The organism is Burkholderia sp. 22PA0099 (assembly GCF_047497165.1).
Taxonomy (GTDB): Bacteria; Pseudomonadota; Gammaproteobacteria; order Burkholderiales; family Burkholderiaceae; genus Burkholderia.
This window is the reverse complement of sequence record NZ_CP163164.1, coordinates 3,202,365-3,223,696: the sequence shown is the minus strand read 5'-3', so window position 1 is coordinate 3,223,696 and position 21,332 is coordinate 3,202,365. Positions and strand designations below refer to the sequence as shown.

Here is a 21,332-nt window from a genome sequence, read left to right as displayed (position 1 = left end):
GCCACGGTGCCCGGAAACGCCGCCCGCGATGCGGCGGAGAAAGACAGCAGGGCGAGGTAGGGAAATGGCAGAGAACATGATCGAACGGTTGCGCGCGCTGGCGGCGCAGCGAGCCGCGGACACCGCGCTGGTGACGGTCGATGCGCAAGGCGACACGCGCTACGACTACGCGGCGCTCGACCGGCGCGCCACGGCGCTGGCCGTCCTGCTGCGCGAGCGCGGCGCGGGCGGCCAGGCCGCGCGCGTGTTGCTCGCGATGGACAGCGGCATCGACTACGTGGCCGCGTTCTTCGGCTGCCTTTACGCGGGCGCGATCGCGGTGCCCGTCTATCCGCCCGAATCGTTGCGCGGCCAGCATCTGGCGCGGCTCGCCGCGATCGCCGCCGATGCCGATGCGGCGTTCGTGGTGACCACCGCCGCGCTGTCGGCCAAGCTCGGCGACGCGTTCGCGCAGATCGCCCCGAACGCCGCGTGCATCGAGATGGATGCGCTCGATCACAGCGCGGTGGACGCGACCGGTTTCGCGCCGCATCGTGCCGCGCCGTCCGACATCGCGTTCCTGCAGTACACGTCCGGTTCGACCTCCACGCCGAAGGGCGTGATGGTCACGCACGGCAGCCTGTGGGCCAACGAAGTGGCGATCTGCGAAGGGCTCGGCGTGACGGCCGAGGACGTGTTCGTCAGCTGGCTGCCGCTTTATCACGACATGGGCCTGATCGGCACGCTGTCGCAACCGGTCTACAGCGGGATTGCGCTGGTGCTGATGTCGCCGCAGTTCTTCCTGGAGCGGCCGGTGCGCTGGCTGGAGGCGATCGCGCGCCATCGCGGCACGATCTCCGGCGGCCCCGATTTCTCGTACCGGCTGTGCGCCGACCGCGTGGGCGACGAGGCGCGCGCCGCGCTCGATCTGTCGAGCTGGCGGCTCGCGTTCTCCGGTTCCGAGCCGGTGCGCAAGGCCACGCTCGATGCGTTCGTCGATCGCTTCGCGCCGCAACGCTTCGACGCCGACGCGCTGTTCCCGTGCTACGGGCTGGCCGAGGCGACGCTGTACGTCAGCGGCGTCGGGCGCGGGCGTGGTGCGCGCGCGCCGGGCTTCGATGCCGAGGCGCTCGAACGCGGGCGCGCGGTGGCCGATGGGTCTGGTGTTGCACTCGTGTCGTGCGGCCATGCGCCGAGTCACCATACGATCGCCATCGTCGATCGCGCCAGCGGCGCGGTGCTGGACGACGGCGGCATCGGCGAGATCCTGGTGCACGGGCCGAGCGTGGCCGCCGGCTACTGGCGGCGCGCCGACGCGACGGCCGCCTCGTTCGTGGAGCGCGACGGCGCGACCTGGCTGCGCACCGGCGATCTCGGTTTCGTGCACGACGGCGAACTGTTCGTGGCCGGGCGCATCAAGGATCTGCTGATCGTGCGTGGCCGCAACCTGTATCCGCAGGATCTCGAACTCGCGATCGAGCGCGACGTGGAACTGGTGCGGCGTGGCCGCGTGGCGGCGTTCGCGGTCGAGGTGAACGGCCAGGAGGGGATTGGCGTCGCGGCCGAAGTGTCGCGCAACATGCAGAAGCTGGCCGCGCCCGAGGCGATCGCCGCCGCGCTGACCGAGGCCGTGGCGCAAGCCTGCGGCGAACCGGCCGCCGTGGTGGTGCTGCTCAATCCGGGCGGCCTGCCGAAGACGTCGAGCGGCAAGGTGCAGCGCGCCGCGTGCGGGCGCGGCTGGCAGGCGCGTTCGCTCGATGCCTACGCGTATCTCGTGCACGGGCAGCGGGACGATTCCGATGAACCGGCTGCGGCCGAGGGCGGCGCGGCCTGCTCCGAGCTGGAGCGGGAACTGGCCGGGTTGTGGCGCGAGGCGCTGCCGTCGCTGCCCGCTTCGCCCGATCCGGCCGCGAGCTTCTTCGCGTTCGGCGGCAATTCGCTGGCCGCCGTGCAGGTCGCGGCGGCCGTGCAGGCGCGCTGGGCGATCGACTATTCGGCGCGCGACGTGTTCACCGCGCCGACGCTGCGGGCAGCGGCCGCGCGTATCGACGAGCGTCTCGCGGCCGGCGGCGCACAATCGCTGGCGGCACTGGCCTCGTTCGCTCCGCTCGACCCCGCCGCGCGCCGCGTGGCCGTGGCCTCCGACGCGCAGCGCAGCCTGTGGCTGACCTGGCTGCACGAGCCGTCGAGCGCGGCCTACAACATGAGCGGTGAATTGCGCCTCGACGGCGTGCTCGACGCCACCGCGCTGCAACGCGCGCTCGACGACGTGGTGGCCGCGCACGACGTGCTGCGCGCGCGCTTCGAATTGGGCGACGAGGGCGAGGCGTTGCAGATCGTCGATGCACAGCGCGCGCACGCGCTGCCGCTGACCGCGCTCGATACGCTCGAAGCCGGCGCGCAGGCCGCCGCGCTCGAACGCCTGACGCGCGAGGTCGCGCACGCGCCGTTCGATCTCGAAACCGGGCCGCTGCTGCGTGCGCATCTGGTTCGCACCGCTGACGATTCGCATCGCTTGCTAATCGCGCTGCATCACATCGTGGCCGACGGCTGGTCCGTCAACGTGCTGCTCGACGCCCTGGCGCGTGCCTACGCGGCGCGCACGGGCGGGGCGGCGCCGACGCTCGCACCGGCCTGGCAATACACCGACTACATCGCCTGGGAGCGCGCCGCGCTCGGCGACAACGCGATCGCGCGTCAACTCGATTACTGGCGCAGGCAACTCGCGGCCGACGGCGATCCGGCCGCCGCCGCGCGGCTATTCCCGCGCGAGTGCGCGACGCCTGGCGCCCAGCGCGGCGTGACGTTTACGCTGCCGCGCGAGACGGCGGCGGCGCTGCGGCGGCTCGCGGCCGAGCGTCATGCCACGCCGTTCATGGCGATGCTGGCCGTGCTGAACGCGGTGCTGCACGAGGTCAGCGGCCGCGACGACATCCGCGTCGGCGCGCCGGTGTCGCGCCGCGCGCGCCCCGAAGCGCATGCGCTGATCGGCTATTTCATCAACGTGCAGGTGCTGCGCACGCGAATCGACCCGGCGCGCGGCTTCGCGGCGCTGGTCGATGCCGCGCGCGAGACGGTGCTGGCCGCGCACGAACATCAGGACGTGCCGTTCGACCGGCTGATGAGCGCGCTGCTGCCGAACCGCGTCACCGGCGACGAAGCGCTGTTCCAGGTCAAGCTGACCGAGCAGCGGCCGTTCGACACGCACGGTTTCGCACCGCTCGGCGCGCAACTGCGCGTGCTGCTCAACGACACGCCGCACTTCGATCTCGCGCTCGATTTCACCGATCGCGGCGATGCGATCGATTGCCTGCTGGCTTATGACGACGCGGTGTTCGATGCCGCCGCCGTGGCTCGCCTGAGCGCGTGCTTCACGGCGTTCGCGGCGAAGCTCGCGGCCGAACCCGACGCGCCGCTGGCCGGCGTGCTGGCCGAGGCGGCGGCGCAGGCCGATGCCGCCGCCGACGGAGGGTTTCTCGCACGGTGGACGGCGAGCGTGGCGCGCGATGGCGCGCAGATCGCGCTGGCCGATGGCGAGCGGCACGTGAGCTACGCCGCGCTCGACGCGGCCGCCGATGCGCTGGCCGCACGGCTCGTGGCGCAGGGGATCGCCCCCGAGGCGCGCGTCGCCGTGCTGGCCGAGCGTTCGGTCGAGCATGTGCTGGCCATGCTGGCCGTGCTGAAGGCCGGCGCGACCTGGCTGCCACTCGACCCGCGCGCGCCGGCCGCGCGCCTGTCGGCGCAACTGGCCGACAGTGGCGCGGCGCTGCTGCTGCATGCGGTGGCCTTGCCGGATGGGCTCGCTCTGGCTGCCGCCGTGCCGATGGCGTTGCGTTACGAGGCCGTGCCGCTCGCTACCGTCGCCACTGCGAGCCTGCCGCGTACGCATCAACATCAAGCCGATCGCGCGGCCTACATGATCTACACGTCGGGTTCGACCGGCGAGCCGAAGGGCGTGGTGATCACGCATCGCGCGCTCGGCAACTACGTGGCCGGCATGCTCGCCACGCTCGATGCGCAGCCGGCATCGTCGTTCGCGATGGTGTCCACGCCCGCGGCCGACCTCGGCCACACGACGCTGTTCGGCGCACTGGCCTCGGGCCGCACGCTGCATCTGATCGCGCCCGATCTGGTGTTCCAGCCCGATGCGTTCGCCGCCTACATGGCCGCGCATCGCGTCGGGGTCCTGAAGATCGTGCCGAGCCATCTGGCCGCGTTGCTGTCCGCCGCGCAAGCGGCGCAGGTGCTGCCGGCCGACGCGCTGATCGTCGGCGGCGAGCGCACCCCGGCCGCGCTGCTGGCGCGCGTCGCCGCACTGGCGCCGCACTGCCGCGTGTTCAATCACTACGGCCCGACCGAAACCACCGTGGGCGTCGCCATGCACGCCTGGCCCGCCGGTGCGGCAACCGATCGCGACCTGCCGCTCGGCCGCGCGCTGCCCGGCATGCGCCTGCATCTGCTCGATGCGGCCATGAACCCGGTGGCCGATGGCGAGGACGGCGAACTCTACGTCGGCGGCCCCGGCGTGGCGCGCGGCTATCACGGCCGCGCGGGGCTGACGGCCGAACGCTTCGTGCCCGATCCGTTCCTGGCCGGCGAGCGGCTGTACCGCACCGGCGACCTGGCGCGCCTCGGCGCGGACGGCCTGCTCGACTACCGCGGCCGCGCCGACGATCAGGTCAAGGTGCGCGGCTACCGCGTCGAGCCGGCCGAGGTCGAGCGCGTGTTGGCAACCCTCGACGGCGTGCGCGGCGCGGCCGTGCTGGCCTATGAAACGCCGGCCGGCACGCGGCTGGCCGCGTTCGTTGCGGGCGGGCCGGAGGCCGCCGCGCTGCGCGAGGCGGCGGCGCGGTTGCTGCCCGATTACATGGTGCCGGCCGAATCGATCGCGCTCGATGCGTTGCCACTCAATGCGAACGGCAAGCTCGACCGGGCGGCGCTGCGTGCGCGGCTCGGGGATTGGCTGGCGCAGTCGGTTACGTCAGCCGCTCCGGCTTCGGGAGAAGCTCCGGAAGGCTCGTCGGCCGAAGCCGAAATCCAAGCCGCCGACGCGCCGCGCGGCGAAACCGAACAGGCCATCGCGGCGATCTGGGCCGATGTGATCGGCATCGAACTGGCGCGTATCGGCCGCGATTGCAATTTCTTCGAAGTGGGCGGCGATTCGCTGCTCGGCCTGAAGGTCGTCGCGAAGGCGCGCAAGCTCGGCATCACGATCACGCCGAAGCAGTTGTTCCAGCGCCTGACGCTGGCGCAACTGGCCGAGAAATCGGCGGCGAAGGCGGCGGTTGCGCCTGCGCCTGCGAAGCTGGCCGACGCGCCGGTTTCCGGTTCGGCATCGGTGGCGGACGCATCGGCCGAGTCGTCGCCGATTCCGAGCCTGCCCGCTGCCGCGCGTTCGCGCTCGCTCGCTTCATTCGCGCAGCAGCGTTTGTGGTTCCTCTGGCAACTGGCCCCGGCGAGCCGTGCGTATCACGTGTCGGGCGGCCTGTGGTTGACGGGCGAGGTGGACGGCGCGGCGTTGCGTGACGGGTTCGCGGCGATCGTCGCGCGTCATGCGGTGCTGCGCACGCGCTTCGTCGCCAATGCGGCGGGCGAGGTGGAGGCGCATGTCGACGACGCGGTGTCGATCGACTGGCGCGAAGCAACAGCGGCGAACGATGCGCTCGAAACCGTCGCGCGCGCGCTGGCCGACGAACCGTTCGACCTGTCGGCCGGCCCGCTGCTGCGCGCCGCGCTGTACCGGAACGCGGGCGAGGGCCGGCATCTGCTGGCCGTGTCGATGCATCACATCGTGTCGGACGGCTGGTCCGTTCAGGTGCTGCTCGAAGAACTGGTGGCGCATTACCGCGCGCGCGTGCTCGGCGAGGCGGCGCAGTTGGCCGCGTTGCCGATTCAGTACGCCGACTACGCCGTGTGGCAGCGCGACTGGCTGGCTGCCGGCGAGCGCGAGCGGCAACTGGCCTACTGGAAGGCGACGCTCGGCGATTCGCATCCGGTGCTGGCGCTGCCGATGGACGGCGTGCGCAACGCGCAGGGCGGCTACACGGCCGGGCGTTATGCGGTGAACTTGCCGGTGTCGCTGTCGCAGGCCGTCAAGGCTTGCGCGCAGCAGCATTCGGCCACGCCGTTCATGCTGCTGCTGGCCGCGTTCCAGGCCTTGCTGCATCGCTACACGGGGCAGGACGATATTCGCGTCGGCGTGCCGGTGGCGAACCGCCATCGCGTCGAGACGGCCGGCCTGATCGGCTTCTTCGTCAATACGCAGGTGATGCGTGCGCGCTTCGACGGCGGCGAGACGCTGGGCGATCTGCTTGGCCGGTTGCGCGATGCGACGGCCGGCGCGCAAGCGCACCAGGATCTGCCGTTCGACGTGCTCGTGGAAGCGTTGCGCCCCGAGCGCAGCCTGAGCCACAGCCCGCTGTTCCAGGTGATGTTCAATCATCAGCGTCGCGATTGGCGCGTGCTGGACGGTTTGCCCGGCCTGTCGATCGAGCCGTGCCGGTTGCCCGCACCGGCCGCGCAGTTCGAGCTGATGCTCGATACGCGCGAGGAAGCGGACGGCGCGGTGAGCTTCGAGTTCAGCTATGCGCGGGAGTTGTTCGACGAGGCGACCATTGCGCGGTTCGCCGCCCATTACCGCCGCTGCGTCGAGGCCGTGGTGTCGGGTTTCGCGACGCGTGTGGCCGATCTCGCGCTGACCGACGAGGCCGAGCGCGCGACGCTCGATGCGTGGAGCCGGAATCGTACGCGGTATGACGAGATCGAGCCGGTGTTTCATGCGTTCGAGCGTCATGCGGCGGCGCATCCCGATGACGAGGCGCTGGTTTTTGGTTCGAACGCGCTGACTTATGCAGAACTGAATGATCGGGCGAACCGCCTGGCGCATTGGCTGCGGTCGCGTGGTGTGGGTGCGGAGTCGCGCGTCGGCGTTTCGGCCGAGCGGTCGCTGGAGTTGGTGATTGCGCTCTACGCGATCATGAAGGCCGGCGCAGCGTATGTGCCGCTCGATCCGTCTTATCCGGCCGACCGGATTGCCGCGATGATCGACGACAGCGGCATTGCGTTGTTGCTCGCGCAGCGTGATGTGGCGCTGCCGGTGTGTGAACACGTCGAGCGCGTCGATCTGGAAACGCTCGATCTGTCGGCGGGTTCGTCGCTTCCGGCTACGAATCCGAACGTCAAGCTGCACGGCACGAACCTGGCCTATGTGATCTTCACGTCCGGTTCGACCGGCCGCCCGAAGGGCGTCGGCAACAGCCACGACGGCCTCTCAAATCGCCTGATCTGGATGCAGCGCGAATACGGCCTGCAACGCGGCGAAACGGTGTTGCAGAAAACACCGTTCAGCTTCGACGTATCTGTCTGGGAATTCTTCTGGCCGTTGATGGTGGGCGCACGTCTGGCAATTGCGGCACCGGGGGCGCATCGCGATCCGGCCGAACTCGCACAGACGATCGTCGCGCATCGCGTCACGACGCTGCATTTCGTGCCGTCGATGTTGCAAGCGTTCATGGCGAGCGACGCGGCGGCTTCCTGCGGCGCGACGCTCAAGCGCATCATTTGCAGCGGCGAGGCCTTGCCTGCCGATCTGAGCGCGCGTACGGCGGCTGTGCTGCCGAGCGTGGCGCTGCATAACCTGTACGGCCCGACCGAAGCGGCCATCGACGTCACGGCGTGGACCTGCATTGATGAAGCCGGCCGCCCGGTGCCGATCGGCCGTCCGATTGCGGCGACGCAAACTTGGGTGCTCGATGCGCGGCTGAATCCGGTGCCGCCCGGCGTGCCCGGCGAGTTGTATCTCGGTGGCGCGGGCCTTGCACGCGGTTATCTGGGCCGCCCCGATTTGACGGCCGATCGTTTCGTCCCCGATCCGTTTGCGGACGCTCCGGGCGCACGCCTTTATCGCACGGGCGATCTCGCGCGCTGGCGCACCGATGGCGCTATCGACTACCTCGGTCGAATCGACCATCAAGTCAAGATCCGCGGCCTGCGCATCGAGCTTGGTGAAATCGAATCGGCATTGACTGCGGACGCGGCTGTGCGCGAGGCGGTCGTCATTGCGCATGAAGGCCGTCTCGTCGCCTACGTGACGGGCGACCAACCCGACGTCGCCGCCTTGCGCACCGCACTGGCCGCACGCTTGCCCGACTATATGGTGCCGTGGCGCATCCTCGCTTTGGCGGCATTGCCGCTGAACCCGAACGGCAAGGTGGACCGCCGCGCGCTGCCGCTGCCCGAAGCCGACACGATGGGCACGACGAACTACGAAGCGCCGCAGGACGGCGTGGAAACCGAACTCGCCGCGATCTGGGCCGCGCTGCTCGGCGTGTCGCGGGTCGGGCGGCACGACGATTTCTTCGAGCTGGGCGGCCATTCGCTGCTGGTCGTGCGCCTGAACGCGCGGATCGGCCTGGACCTCGGCGCGAGCCTGCCGCTTGCGGAGTTGTTCGACGCGCGCACGCTTGCCGCGCAGGCCGAGGCCATCGCACGCGGCCGCGACGCGCAGCAGGGCGCGGACGCCCTGAACAGCCTCGATCTCTTTATGGACACGCTTTGAACGCATTCATGGACAAGACCACGGCCGCCCGCATCGCCGCCCGCTTCATCGACCTGACGCCCGACAAGCGCCGTCTGTTCTGGGAAAAGATGCAGGCGGAAGGCGTGAGCGTCGCGCAGTTCCCGATCCTGCCGCGCTCGCGCGAGACCCACGAGACCCACGCGGTGCCGGTGTCGTACGCGCAGCGGCGTCAATGGGTGCTCGCGCAACTTTCGCCGGACAGCCGCGCGTATCACGTGTCGGGCGGCCTGTGGCTGACGGGCGAGGTGGACGGCGCGGCGCTGCGCGAGGCGTTCGCGGCGATCGTCGCGCGTCATGCGGTGCTGCGCACGCGCTTCGTCGCGAATGCAGCCGGCGAGGTCGAGGCCTTCGTCGATGAAGCCGCCTCGATCGACTGGTGCGAGGAAACGGTGGCGAGCGATGCGCTCGAAGCGGCCGCGCGTGCGTTGGCCGACGCGCCGTTCGACCTGTCGGCCGGCCCGTTGCTGCGCGCGGCGCTGTATCGGGATGCAGGCGAGGGGCGACATCTGCTGGCCGTGTCGATGCATCACATCGTGTCCGATGGTTGGTCGGTGCAGGTGCTGCTCGGCGAACTGGTGGCGCATTACCGCGCGCGTGTGCTTGGCGAGCCGGCGCAGTTGGCCGCGTTGCCGATCCAGTACGCCGACTACGCCGCATGGCAGCGCGACTGGCTCGAAGTGGGCGAGCGCGAGCGGCAATTGGCTTACTGGAAGGCGACGCTCGGCGATTCGCATCCGGTGCTGGCGCTGCCGATGGACGGCCTGCGCAATTCGCACGGCGACTACACGGCCGGGCGCCATGCGCTGGACCTGCCCGCGTCGCTGTCGCAGGCGATCAAGGCCTGCGCGCAGCAGCAGTCGGTCACGCCGTTCATGCTGCTGCTGGCGGCGTTCCAGGCGCTGCTGCATCGTTACACGGGGCAGGACGACATCCGCGTGGGCGTGCCGGTGGCGAACCGCAACCGCGTCGAGACGGAAGGCCTGATCGGCTTTTTCGTCAACACGCAGGTGATGCGCGCGAGCTTCGACGGCGACGAGACGCTCGGCGATCTGCTCGGCCGCTTGCGTGATACGACGGTGGGCGCGCAGGCGCATCAGGAATTGCCGTTCGACGCGCTGGTGGAAGCGCTGCGCCCCGAGCGCAGCCTGAGCCACAGCCCGCTGTTCCAGGTGATGTTCAATCACCAGCGCCGCGACTGGCGCATGCTCGACACGCTGCCGGGGCTGCATATCGAGCCGCATCCGCTGCCGACCACGATGGCGCAGTTCGAGTTGATGCTCAACACGCAGGAAGCGGTGGATGGGGCGATCACGATTGAATGGACCTACGCGCGAGAGTTGTTCGATGCGGCGACGATCGAGCGATTCGCCGCGCATTATCTGCGCTGCGTCGAGGCCATCGCGCAAGGGCCGTTGACGGCGCGGATCGCCGATATCGCGCTGACCGGCGAGGCCGAGCGCGCGACGCTCGATGCGTGGAGCCGGAATCGTACGCAGTACGACGAGATCGAGCCGGTGTTTCATGCGTTCGAGCGTCATGCAGCGGCGCATCCCGATGACGAGGCGCTGGTTTTGGGTTCTGACGCACTGACTTATGCAGAACTGAATGATCGCGCGAATCGTCTGGCGCATTGGTTGCGGTCGCGCGGCGTGGGTGCGGAGTCGCGTGTCGGCGTTTCGGCCGAGCGGTCGCTCGAACTGGTGATCGCGCTTTACGCAATCATGAAGGCCGGTGCGGCGTATGTGCCGCTCGATCCGTCTTATCCGGCCGATCGGATTGCCGCGATGATCGACGACAGCGGCATCGCGTTGTTGCTCGCGCAGCGTGACGTGGCGCTGCCTGCGTGTGACGGGGTTGAGCGCGTCGATCTGGAAACGCTCGATCTGTCGGAAAGCTCGGCGTTCCCGGCTACGAATCCGAACGTCAAGCTGCACGGCACGAACCTGGCCTACGTGATCTTCACGTCCGGTTCGACCGGCCGCCCGAAGGGCGTTGGTAACAGCCACGACGGCCTTTCAAATCGCCTGATCTGGATGCAGCGCGAATACGGCTTGCAACGCGGCGAAACGGTGTTGCAGAAAACACCGTTCAGCTTCGACGTTTCCGTCTGGGAGTTCTTCTGGCCGTTGATGGTGGGCGCACGTTTGGCGATTGCCGCGCCGGGCGCGCATCGCGATCCGGCCGAACTCGCGCAGACGATCGTCGCGCATCGCGTCACGACACTGCATTTCGTGCCGTCGATGCTGCAGGCGTTCATGGCGAGCGACACGGCGGCTTCCTGCGGCGCGACGCTCAAGCGTATCGTTTGCAGCGGCGAGGCATTGCCCGCCGACTTGAGCACGCGCACGGCGGCGGTGCTGCCGGGCGTGGCGCTGCACAACCTCTACGGCCCGACCGAAGCAGCCATCGACGTCACGGCGTGGACTTGCATCGACGAAGCTGGCCGGCCCGTGCCGATCGGCCGTCCGATTGCAGCGACGCAAACATGGGTACTCGACGCGCGGTTGAATCCCGTGCCGCCCGGTGTGCCTGGCGAGTTGTATCTCGGTGGCGCGGGCCTTGCGCGCGGTTATCTGGGCCGTCCCGATTTGACGGCTGACCGCTTCGTGCCCGATCCGTTTGCGGACGCTCCGGGCGCGCGCCTTTATCGCACGGGCGACCTCGCACGTTGGCGCACCGATGGCGCTATCGATTACCTCGGTCGGATCGACCATCAAGTCAAGATCCGCGGCCTGCGCATCGAGCTTGGTGAAATCGAAGCGGCGTTGACGGCCGATGCCGCCGTGCGCGAGGCGGTCGTCATCGCGCACGAAGGCCGTCTCGTCGCCTACGTGACGGGCGACCAACCCGATACGGCCAACTTGCGCACCGCACTGGCCGCACGCTTGCCCGACTATATGGTGCCGTGGCGCATCCTCGCTTTGGCGGCATTGCCGCTGAACCCGAACGGCAAGGTGGACCGTCGCGCGCTGCCGCTACCGGAAACCGACACGGAAGCCGCCGCGAACTACGAAGCACCGCAAGACGGCGCGGAAACCGAACTGGCCGCGATCTGGTCCGCGCTGCTGCGCGGCGCGCGCGTCGGCCGCCGCGACGATTTCTTCGAACTGGGCGGCGATTCGATCCTGGCCTTGCAGATCGTCGCGCGCGCCCGGCAAGCCGGCTACGTGCTGACCGCGCGTCAAATCTTCGAGCAAGCGACGATCGCCGAACTAGCGGCCGTCGCACAGCCGATGGACGGCCGCGACGCGGATGCGCAACGCGCCGCTGCCGACGAGGCCGAGGAAGCCGCCGCCATCGCGGACGGCGCGCCGGTCGCGCTGATGCCGGTGCAGGCATGGTTCCTCGCGCAGCCATTGGCGAACCGGAATCACTGGAACCAATCGGTGCTGCTGCATCTCGACACCGCGCCCGATGCGGCGCGTCTCGACCAGGCCTTGCACGCCGTGGCGGCGGCGCATCCGGCGCTGCGTCTGCGCTTCGCGCACGATGCCGCCGCGAACGCATGGCGGCAGCGGATCGGCGCGCTCGACGCCGCGCCGCTCGTCGCGACGCAAACCGGCGTCGCGCCGGACGCCATCGACGCCGCCTGCGATGCGATTCAAAGCACGCTCGACATCGAACACGGCCCGCTGCTGCGCGCGCTCGTGCTGGGCGTCAGCGACGGAAGCTGGCGCATCGCGATCGCGATCCACCATCTGGCCGTCGATACCGTGTCGTGGCGCATTCTGCTTGGCGACCTGCATCGGGCTTACCGTCAACTCGGTGCGGGTGAGCCGGTGGCGCTGCCCGCGCCGACGCTGTCGTACCCCGGCTTCGCGCGGCGCGTGCATGAGGCAGCCCGCCGTGCCGACGTGGCGGCGAGCCTCGGTGACTGGCTCGCGATCGGCGCGTTCGATGCGGCGTTGCCTGCAAGCGTGGTCGGTGCACCGGCCGTGCCTGCCGTATCGCACACGGCGTCCATTGCGGCCGGCGCGGCCGATGCGGCGTTGCCCGCGGGCGCTGTCAGCGCACCAGCCGCATCTGCCGTATCGCATACGGCGCCCATTACGGTCGGCGCGGCCGATGCAGCGTTGCCCGCAGACGCTTCTGCCACGCCCGCCGTCCCGCACACAGCCTCCATCACGCTCGACTCCGACACCACGCGCCGCCTGCAACAGCCGGCCTGCGCCGCTTATCGCACGCAACTGGCCGACCTGCTGCTGGTGGCGACGGGCCGCGCGCTGTGCGCGTTCGCGGGGCGCGAGGCGTTGCGCATCGACGTGGAAGGCCACGGCCGCGACGCGCCGGTGGGCGAGGCCGACCTGAGCCGCACGGTCGGCTGGTTCACGAGCATTCATCCGCTGGCGCTTGCGCCGGCCGGCGAGATCGGCGCGGCGATCAAGCGCGTCAAGGAAGCGCGCCGCAACCTGCCGCACGGCGGGGCCAGCTTCGGCATGTTGCGTTACGCGGGCGACGCCGAGGCGCGCGCCGCGCTGGCTGCCGTCGGTGCGGCCGACGTGCTGTTCAACTACCTGGGCCAGTTCGATGGTGCGTTGACGAGTGCCGGCGATGGCGGCGATGCCTGGCGTCTCGCCGCCGAGCGCGGCGGCCGGGCCGTCGGCGCAGGCAACGCACCGAGCCATGCGCTCGACATCGCCGCGCAGATCCGCGACGGCGCGTTGTCGATCGCGCTGCGCCATCCGGGCGGCGACCGCTTCGACGCGGCTGCGCTCGATGCGCTGGCCGCCAGCCTGCACGCCGAACTGCTGGCCGTGCTCGCGCACTGCACGAGCGGCGCGGCCGGGCTGACGCCGTCCGACGTGCCGCTCGCGGCCATCGATCAGGCGCGTCTCGACGCGCTGCCGGTGGCGGCGGCCGAGCTGGCCGACCTGTATCCGCTCGCGCCGATGCAGGCCGGCATCGTGTTCCACAGCCTGCTCGGCGCGCAGCAGCATGCGTATGTGAATCAATTGCGGGTCGATGCCGACGGCCTCGACCCGGTGCGTTTCGAAGCCGCCTGGGCGGCGGTCGCGCAGCGTCACGAGATGTTGCGCACCGGCGTGCTGGCGTTCGACGACCAGCCGCGCCAATGGGTGGCGCGCACCGTGGCCACGCCGTTCGCGGCGCTGGACCTGCGCGACGAGGCGGGCGGTTCGCCCGCAGCGCTGGCCGACCGGCTCGACCGCTTCAGCGCCGACGATCTCGCGCGCGGCTTCGATCTGGCCGCGCCGCCGCTCTGGCGCGTCACGCTGCTGCGCACCGGAGATACCCGTCATCACGTGGTCTGGACCTTCCATCACGTGTTGCTCGACGGCTGGAGCGCCGCGCAGTTGCTGGCCGAAGTACTGGCGATCTACGGCGGCGCGGCCCCGGCGGCCACCGATGCGCCGCCGCGCTACCGCCGCTTCGTCGGCTGGCTGGCCGCGCAGCCGCGCGAGGCCAGCGACGCCTGGTGGCAGGCGCAAACGGCCCGCCTCGACGGCCCGAGCCTGCTGACCCACGCGCTGCCCGCGCCAGTGGCTGCGCTCGCGGCGCGCCACGGCATCGTGCACTTGCGTTGCGATGCGCCGCGCACCGCGCGCCTCGCCGCGTTCGCCCGCGCCCAGCGCGCCACGCTGAGCGCGCTGGTGCAGGCCGCCTGGCTGGTGCTGCTGCAACGCTATACGGGGCAGCGCACCGTGACGTTCGGCGCGACCGTGGCCGGGCGTCCCGATTCGCTGCCGGGCGCGGATCGCATGCTCGGCCTGTTCATCAACACGATTCCGGTGATCGGCACGCCCGCGCCGTCGATGCGCGTGGGCGAATGGCTCGCCGCCGTGCAGCGCGACGGCGTGGCCGCGCGCGAGCACGAGCACCTGCCGCTGGCCGATATCCAGCGCCGCGCCGGCATCGAAGGCGGCCAGCCGATGTTCGACACGCTGCTGGTGTTCGAGAACTATCCGGTCGACGCGATCCTCGACGACGCCTCGCCGCACGGCCTGCGCTTCTCCGGGCTGCGCAACGAGGATCGCACCAGCTATCCGCTGACGCTGTCGGTCACGCAGGGCCGCGCCGCGCACGCGGCCGCGCCGGGCGAGGTGGGCGTGTCGGGTGATAAGGCCCAGGGCGACGCCGGGCAGCTCGATATCGAATTCGCCTATGCGGGCGACCTGTTCACGCAGGCGCAGATCGAACGGCTGGCCGCGCAGTTCGGCGCGCTGCTCGACGCGTTCGCTGCCGATGCCGCCACGCCGCTCGGCGCGCTCGACCCGCTGCCGCACGCCGAACGCGCGCAACTGGCGGCCTGGGGGCAGGGCGCCGACGCACCCGCGTTGCCGCCCGTGCATCGGCGCATCGCGGCGCAGGCCGCGCGCCGGCCCCACGCCACGGCGCTGGTGCACGATGGCGAAACGCTCGACTACGGCAAGCTCGAGGCGCGCGCCAACCGCATCGCGCATGCGTTGCGCGCGGCCGGCGTCGGCCCCGACGTGCGGGTGGGGATCGCCATCGAGCGTTCGCTCGGCATGATCGTGGCGATCCTCGGCGTGCTGAAGGCCGGCGGCGCCTACGTGCCGCTCGATCCGTCGTACCCGGCCGAGCGGCTGGCGATGATGATCGAGGACAGCGGCATCGCGCTGGCGCTGACCGAACACGCCGGTGCGGACGATCGCGGCCGGCTGCCGGTGCCCGCGCTCGACATCGCCGCGCTGGCCGCCGAAACCAGCGGCCATCCGGCCGTCGCGCCGGCCTGCGAGGTGCGGGGCGAGCATTTGGCCTACCTGATCTACACGTCCGGCTCGACCGGGCGGCCGAAGGGCGTCGGCATCACGCACGACGCGCTGGCACGGCATACCGAGGTGTCGATCGACATGTTCGGCATTGGCGAGACCGATCGCGTGTTGCAGTTCTCGACGTTCAATTTCGACGGCTTCGTCGAGCAGGTTTTCCCGGCGCTGGCGTCCGGCGCGGCGCTGATCGTGCGCGGGCCGGAGCTGTGGAGCACCGGCCGTTTCGTCGACGAGGTGGCGCGCGAGCGGATCACCGTGGCCGACCTGACCACCGCCTACTGGAACGCGCTCGCGCAGGATTTCGCGGCGCGGCCCGAGGCGCGGCAGGCGCTGGCGACGCTGCGCTGCGTGCATGCCGGCGGCGAGGCGATGCCGGCCGACGGCGTGCGCGCCTGGCGCGCGGCCGGCTTGAGCGGCGTGACGCTGGCCAACACCTACGGGCCGAGCGAGGCGACCGTCACCGCCACGCGTTTCGATTGCGGCGCGCTGCTGCGCGATGCGGGCCGCGACGTTCCCGCGCAGATCCCGCTCGGCGGCCCGCTGCCGGGCCGCACGCTGGCCGTGCTCGATGCGCACGGCAACCTCGCGCCGCTCGGCGCGGCGGGCGAGCTGTGCATCGGCGGGCCGCTGCTGGCGCGCGGCTATCACGACCGTCCGGGCCTGACGGCCGAGCGCTTCGTGGCCGACCCGTTCGCGGCCACGCCCGGCGCGCGGCTCTATCGCACCGGGGACATCGTGCGCTGGCACGACGACGGGTCGCTCGCTTATCTGGGCCGCGCCGATCATCAGGTCAAGATTCGCGGTTTCCGGATCGAACTGGGCGAGATCGAATCGGTGCTGTTGCAGGATGCGCGCGTGCGCGAGGCGGCGGTGATCACGCGCGACGGCCCGGGCGGGCTGCGCGTGCTGGCCTATGTCGCTCCGGCCGCTGGCGTGGCGTTGGCGGGATCGGCGCTGCGCGCCTCGTTGGCGGGGCGCTTGCCCGACTACATGGTGCCGGCCGCCGTGGTGGTGCTCGACGCGCTGCCGCTGAATCCGAACGGCAAGATCGATCGTCGTGCGCTGCCCGAGCCGGCCGCGCAGGCGGCGGACGGCGACGAGGCGTGGCCGGTGGGCGAGACCGAGACGGCGCTGGCCGGCATCTGGTCGACGCTGCTGGGCGTCACGCCGGTGCGGCGCACCGATCGCTTCTTCGAGCTGGGCGGCCATTCGCTGGCGGCCATGCAGGCGCAGTCGGCGATCCGCGCCAAGCTCGGCGCGGAGGTGGCGCTGGTCGATCTGATGCGCAACCCGCCGCTGGCCGCGTTGGCCGAATCGGTCGACGCCTTGCGCGCGCCGGCATCCAGCGACGCCGACATCGCCGCCGAGCTGAACGACATCCTCGCGGGCTTGTGAGCGCGGCGGCGCTGACGATTGCCTGACGGCGGCCTCGATGGTCGCCTTGCATCGCCGCCCCTGGTCACCCGGGGCGGCGTGTTTACTTGCGCGCGCACCTATTTTTGCGCGCCATCACGGTGCCTGGTTGCACCGCTTCACGGCATTTGCGCGCCGTCTCGGTGAATCGTTGCGATCGCACTAAAGCGCGCGCCGGACGGTGCCGTTAGACAGGGGTCGAGCCTGCGTTTTCACGCAACGCGGAACGAGAGACCGTCGAATTCCGGCCCGGAACGCGGCGTTACCCAGGAACCCTTCTGGCGCGTGCAATGCAACACAATCTGTTCTTCCGGCTGCTCGGCCGGCTGCGCGTGGGCCGCAAACTGCTGCTCATCTACCTGCTCGACCTCAGCGCGGTGGTGTACATCAGCAGCATCCTGATCCACGAAAAATACATGTCGATCGATTTCTCGCAGCAGGAGATCGTCGGCAGCCAATACGTGGCCACGGTGCGCGACGCGCTCGTCGACGCCGCCATGCTCGGCGCGGGCGGCCACATCGAGCCGGCCCGGATCGCGCGCACCACGCAGGCGCTGGCCGACGCCGAGCAGCGCTACGGCGCCGACATGAAGAGCAGCGAACTGAATGCGCACGTGCGCGGCGCGTTCGAGCGCCTCGCGCGCACGCCGAACCCGATCGGCACCGGCACCGTGCGTGACGCGCTGACGGCCTGCCGCGACCTGATCACGCGGGTCGGCAACCAGTCCAACCTGATCCTCGATCCCGATCTCGACAGCTATTACTCGATGTCGCTGTCGATCCTGCGCTATCCGGCGCTGATCGACGCGGTGGACGGCATCGGCCACCGCCTGCACGAAAGCGCCAGCCAGCCGCCGTCGCGGCGTGACCTCGGCACGCGCTACCTGGTGCTCGAAGGCCAGCTCGACGCGGTCGCGCAGGGGCTGCGCTCCGACTATTCCGAGGCCGGCGCGGCCAACCCCGCCGTGAAGGCCGCGCTGGCCGCGCCGGTCGCGCAACTGCTCGACGCCATCGAGCGCTACCGCGACGCCGCGCGCGCCGAGGTGGCCAGCGGCGGCGCGGATGCCGCCTCGCGCGCCGCTGCCGATCTCGCGCAGCAGGCGCTGGTGGCCCGCATCGGCGACGCCTGGCGCACCACCGGCACCGAGCTCGACGCGCTGCTGCACGCGCGCGTCAGCGCGCTGTTCGCGCGCATGTGGCTGCACCTGGGTACGGCGCTGTTCCTGCTGTGCGGGATCTTGTCGATGGTGTACCTGGTGGCGCAGCAGATCTCTCGGCCGCTGCGCGAGCTGGCGCGCGTGATGGACACCGTGCGGCGCACCGGCGACCATCGCCAGCGCGCGACCTGGCATAGCCAGGACGAGATCGGCCAGCTCGTGACCGGCTTCAACGAGATGCTCGTGCAGCTCGATCACGAGCGCGACGTGCAGAAGGAACTGGCCGCCACCGCACGCGCCTCGGAGGCGCAGTACGCGCTGGTGGAGGCCACTCCGGTGCCGATGATGGTGACCGCCGTGCCGGGCCACGAGGTGCTGCACGCGAACCGTCCGGCGCTGTACTGGCTCAACGGCCGCACCTCCGACCCGTGGGCCTACGGGCTCGATTCGGCGGTGCGCGCGCGGTTTTTCCAGCAACTGTCCGACCGCGAGGCCATCGACGAATTCGAGGTGCGCTGGATGGCCAGCGAGGAGCCGACCTGGGCCATGCTGTCGGCACGCCGCCTGACGTTCCAGGGCCGCGACGCGGTGCTGACCGCGTTCACGCCGATCAACCAGATCAAGCTGATGGAGCAGCGCCTGGAGCTGTGGGCGAAGGTGTTCGAGGCGTCGTCGGAGGCGATCCTGATCCTCGACAGCGACCGCCGCCTGCTGACCGCCAACGCGTCGTTCTATCGCGCCACCGGCTACCGCGTCGAGAAGGTGGTCGGCACGCTGCCCGAGTTCATCGTGGCGAGCGGCAGCGACACGCCGCTGTTGGCGCAACTGACTGCGCTGGTGGACATTTCCAGCGTGTGGAACGGCGAGGCCGTGGTGCGGCGGCGTGCCGGCGGCGACTACCCGGCGTGGCTGATGATCAGCGCCGTGCGCGACAAGCGCGGCGGCGTCTCGCACTACATCTGCACGCTGATCGACATCACCGACCGCAAGAAGAGCGAGGCGCGCATCCAGTTCCTGGCCGAGCACGACGTGCTGACCGAGCTGCCGAACCGCGCGCTGTTCACGCGGCGGCTCGGCGATGCGATCGAGCACGCGCAACCCGCGCGCGGCGGCGTGGCCGTGATGTTCATCGATCTCGACCGCTTCAAGGACATCAACGACACGTTCGGCCACCATGCCGGCGACGGGCTGCTGCGTTCGGTGTCGCGGCGGCTGATGCAATCGGTGCGCGGCGGCGACACCGTGAGCCGGCTCGGCGGCGACGAGTTCACCGTGCTGCTGACCGGCGCCGGCACCGCCGCCGACGTGCAGCGTCTGATCGACGAACGGCTGCTGCCGCTGATGCGCGAGCCGCACAGCATCGGCGGCATGACGCTGCAGGTGGCGTGCAGCATCGGCATCGCGATGTATCCCGACGATGGCGAGGATATCGAAACGCTGATGCAGAACGCCGACGCCGCCATGTACCGCGCGAAGTCGAGCGGGCGCAACCTCGTCAAGTTCTTCTCGCGCGAGATGGCCGAGAACACGCGCCACCGGCTCGAACTCGAAACGCATTTGGGGCAGGCCGTGGAGAACGGCGAGCTGTGGCTGGCCTATCAGCCGTGCGTGCAGGCCGAAACCGGCGAACTGTTGAGCGTGGAGGCGCTGCTGCGCTGGCAGCATCCGCATCTCGGCACCGTACCGCCGGGCAAGTTCATCCCGATCGCCGAGGAGACGCGGCTGATCGTGCCGATCGGCGCGTGGGTGATCGACGAGGTATGCCGCCAGATCGCGAGCTGGCGCGCGGACGGGCTGCCGGAGTTGCGCGTGTCGCTGAATTTGTCGGTGGTGCAGTTACGCGACGATCCGCAACTCGTCAACCGGCTGCGCGAGAGCCTGGCCCGGCACGCCGTGGATGCCGGCAGCCTCGAACTCGAGATCACCGAGACGGTGCTGATGGAAAGCGTCGACCGCTATCTGGATGTGGTCAAGGCAATTCGGGAGATCGGCGTGAAGCTCTCGCTCGACGATTTCGGCACCGGCTATTCGAGCCTCAGCTATCTGCATCGTTTTCCGCTCGACCGGCTCAAGATCGATCGCGCGTTCGTCAACGGGCGGCTCGATGCGCTGGCCGATATCGCCGTGATCCGCGCGATCGTCGAATTGGGTCACGAGCTGGGCTTGCGCGTGGTGGCCGAAGGCGTCGAACAGGCCGAGGAGGCCAGCGCGCTTAAGCGCATTGGTTGCGACGAGTTGCAGGGCTTTCTGTATGCGCAGCCGTTGCGGCCCGAGGGGCTGGCGCCGTGGATGCTGGCGCGCGATGCGGCCTGCGTGGGGGAGGCGGTTTAGGGCCGCGTTGCATCCCAAGATAGAGGAATCGATTGGCTGGGAGACGACGAAGCATCTTTTCGTTGGGGGCGACAGCCTTGAGATCCTCGATCTGCTTCAGAAGCCATGCCATGGGAAAGTTCGGCTAGTCCACATCGACTGCGATCGGAAGGTGAAATATCTCTGCGAGTTCCGAAGAGGATTCAAGATCTAAACCGTTCCATGGCGCTACAATCCCGATCCGGCTGTCGGGGTGCACGATTGCCGAGCGGTCAATTCGATATGTGAAACCAAGAGCAAGCTTGAATCGAGAGGGCGTTCATTGTGCTCTTTGTGTTATGCCAATTTCATGAGATTTCTTGCCATGAATTACTATAAATCCAATGCGGTTTACAAAGAACTCGAGCAATCCGACAATCATCCGTTCGTGTGGGTTTCTGGAAATGCGTGGATGCTTGTGTATGCCAACGAATGGTCGGTGCCCCGATTAATGGTTCTGGCTCATGGCGCGTCGTGGGAGCCGGAGCCGATGGCAATGCGTGTCTGCGACGCAATCGCCACTTCGGCAGGCTTGCCGGTCATCCGAGTCGAATTCGACGATACGGCCGATTCGATTGACGACGTGCGTTACGCCAACAGCCTTGGCGGTCAGGCAACCACGCTCTCCCTCGTCGATCTGAAGGCGCAATTCCATGCGTTCGGCCTCCCAGTCACAAGTGGTGCATGCGGGAAAAGCGTCAACGACTCCAGCAGCAGCGCCTACCACAATTGGCAACGCGACAATCTTGGCGCAATCAAGGTCACCGATATCGATCTTGTAAGAATAAATAGCACCGGGATGCCGCGCGAGATCATTGAGCTCAAGCGCTCCTATATTCCGCTAGACCAATGGTCGCCATTCTCGAACGACTTCGTGAACTTCAACGTTCTCCACCATGTCGCAAGACGGGCAGTTTTGCGGTTCACTATCGCGTACAACGTTCGACAAACCAATCCTTTTCGGGACGACGCATCGTGGCTTTCGCTTTTCGACTACCCGACTCCAGGTCGCCCTGAATCCCTTGGGCAGTTCGCATTCGGAGATTTCGTATGGGGGAAATACTGAAATCAAGTATCGGGATGGGGGCTTTGGCGGTGTCGATTTCG

4 protein-coding genes are annotated in these 21,332 nt (G+C 69.4%); all 4 read left to right on the top strand.

The features are described 5' to 3' along the window. Positions 1-64: 64 nt before the first annotated feature. The 4 genes from AB4851_RS14125 (at position 65) to AB4851_RS14110 (ending at position 21,291) form a co-directional block, all read left to right on the top strand. Positions 65-8,536 (top strand): amino acid adenylation domain-containing protein, encoded by an 8,472-nt coding sequence (locus AB4851_RS14125; protein WP_414447725.1) that lies wholly within the window; start codon positions 65-67, stop codon positions 8,534-8,536. An 8-nt stretch (positions 8,537-8,544) separates the two neighbouring features. Next, positions 8,545-16,701, top strand: a complete 8,157-nt coding sequence (locus AB4851_RS14120) for an amino acid adenylation domain-containing protein (RefSeq protein WP_414447724.1) — start codon at positions 8,545-8,547, stop codon at positions 16,699-16,701. Positions 16,702-17,009: 308 nt separating this feature from the next. After that, entirely contained in the window at positions 17,010-20,207 is a 3,198-nt protein-coding gene (locus AB4851_RS14115) for an EAL domain-containing protein (protein WP_414447723.1), read from the top strand. A 343-nt stretch (positions 20,208-20,550) separates the two neighbouring features. Continuing rightward, positions 20,551-21,291: a hypothetical protein gene (locus AB4851_RS14110; protein WP_414447722.1), complete on the top strand. Its 741-nt coding sequence runs from the start codon at positions 20,551-20,553 to the stop codon at positions 21,289-21,291. Positions 21,292-21,332: the final 41 nt, after the last annotated feature.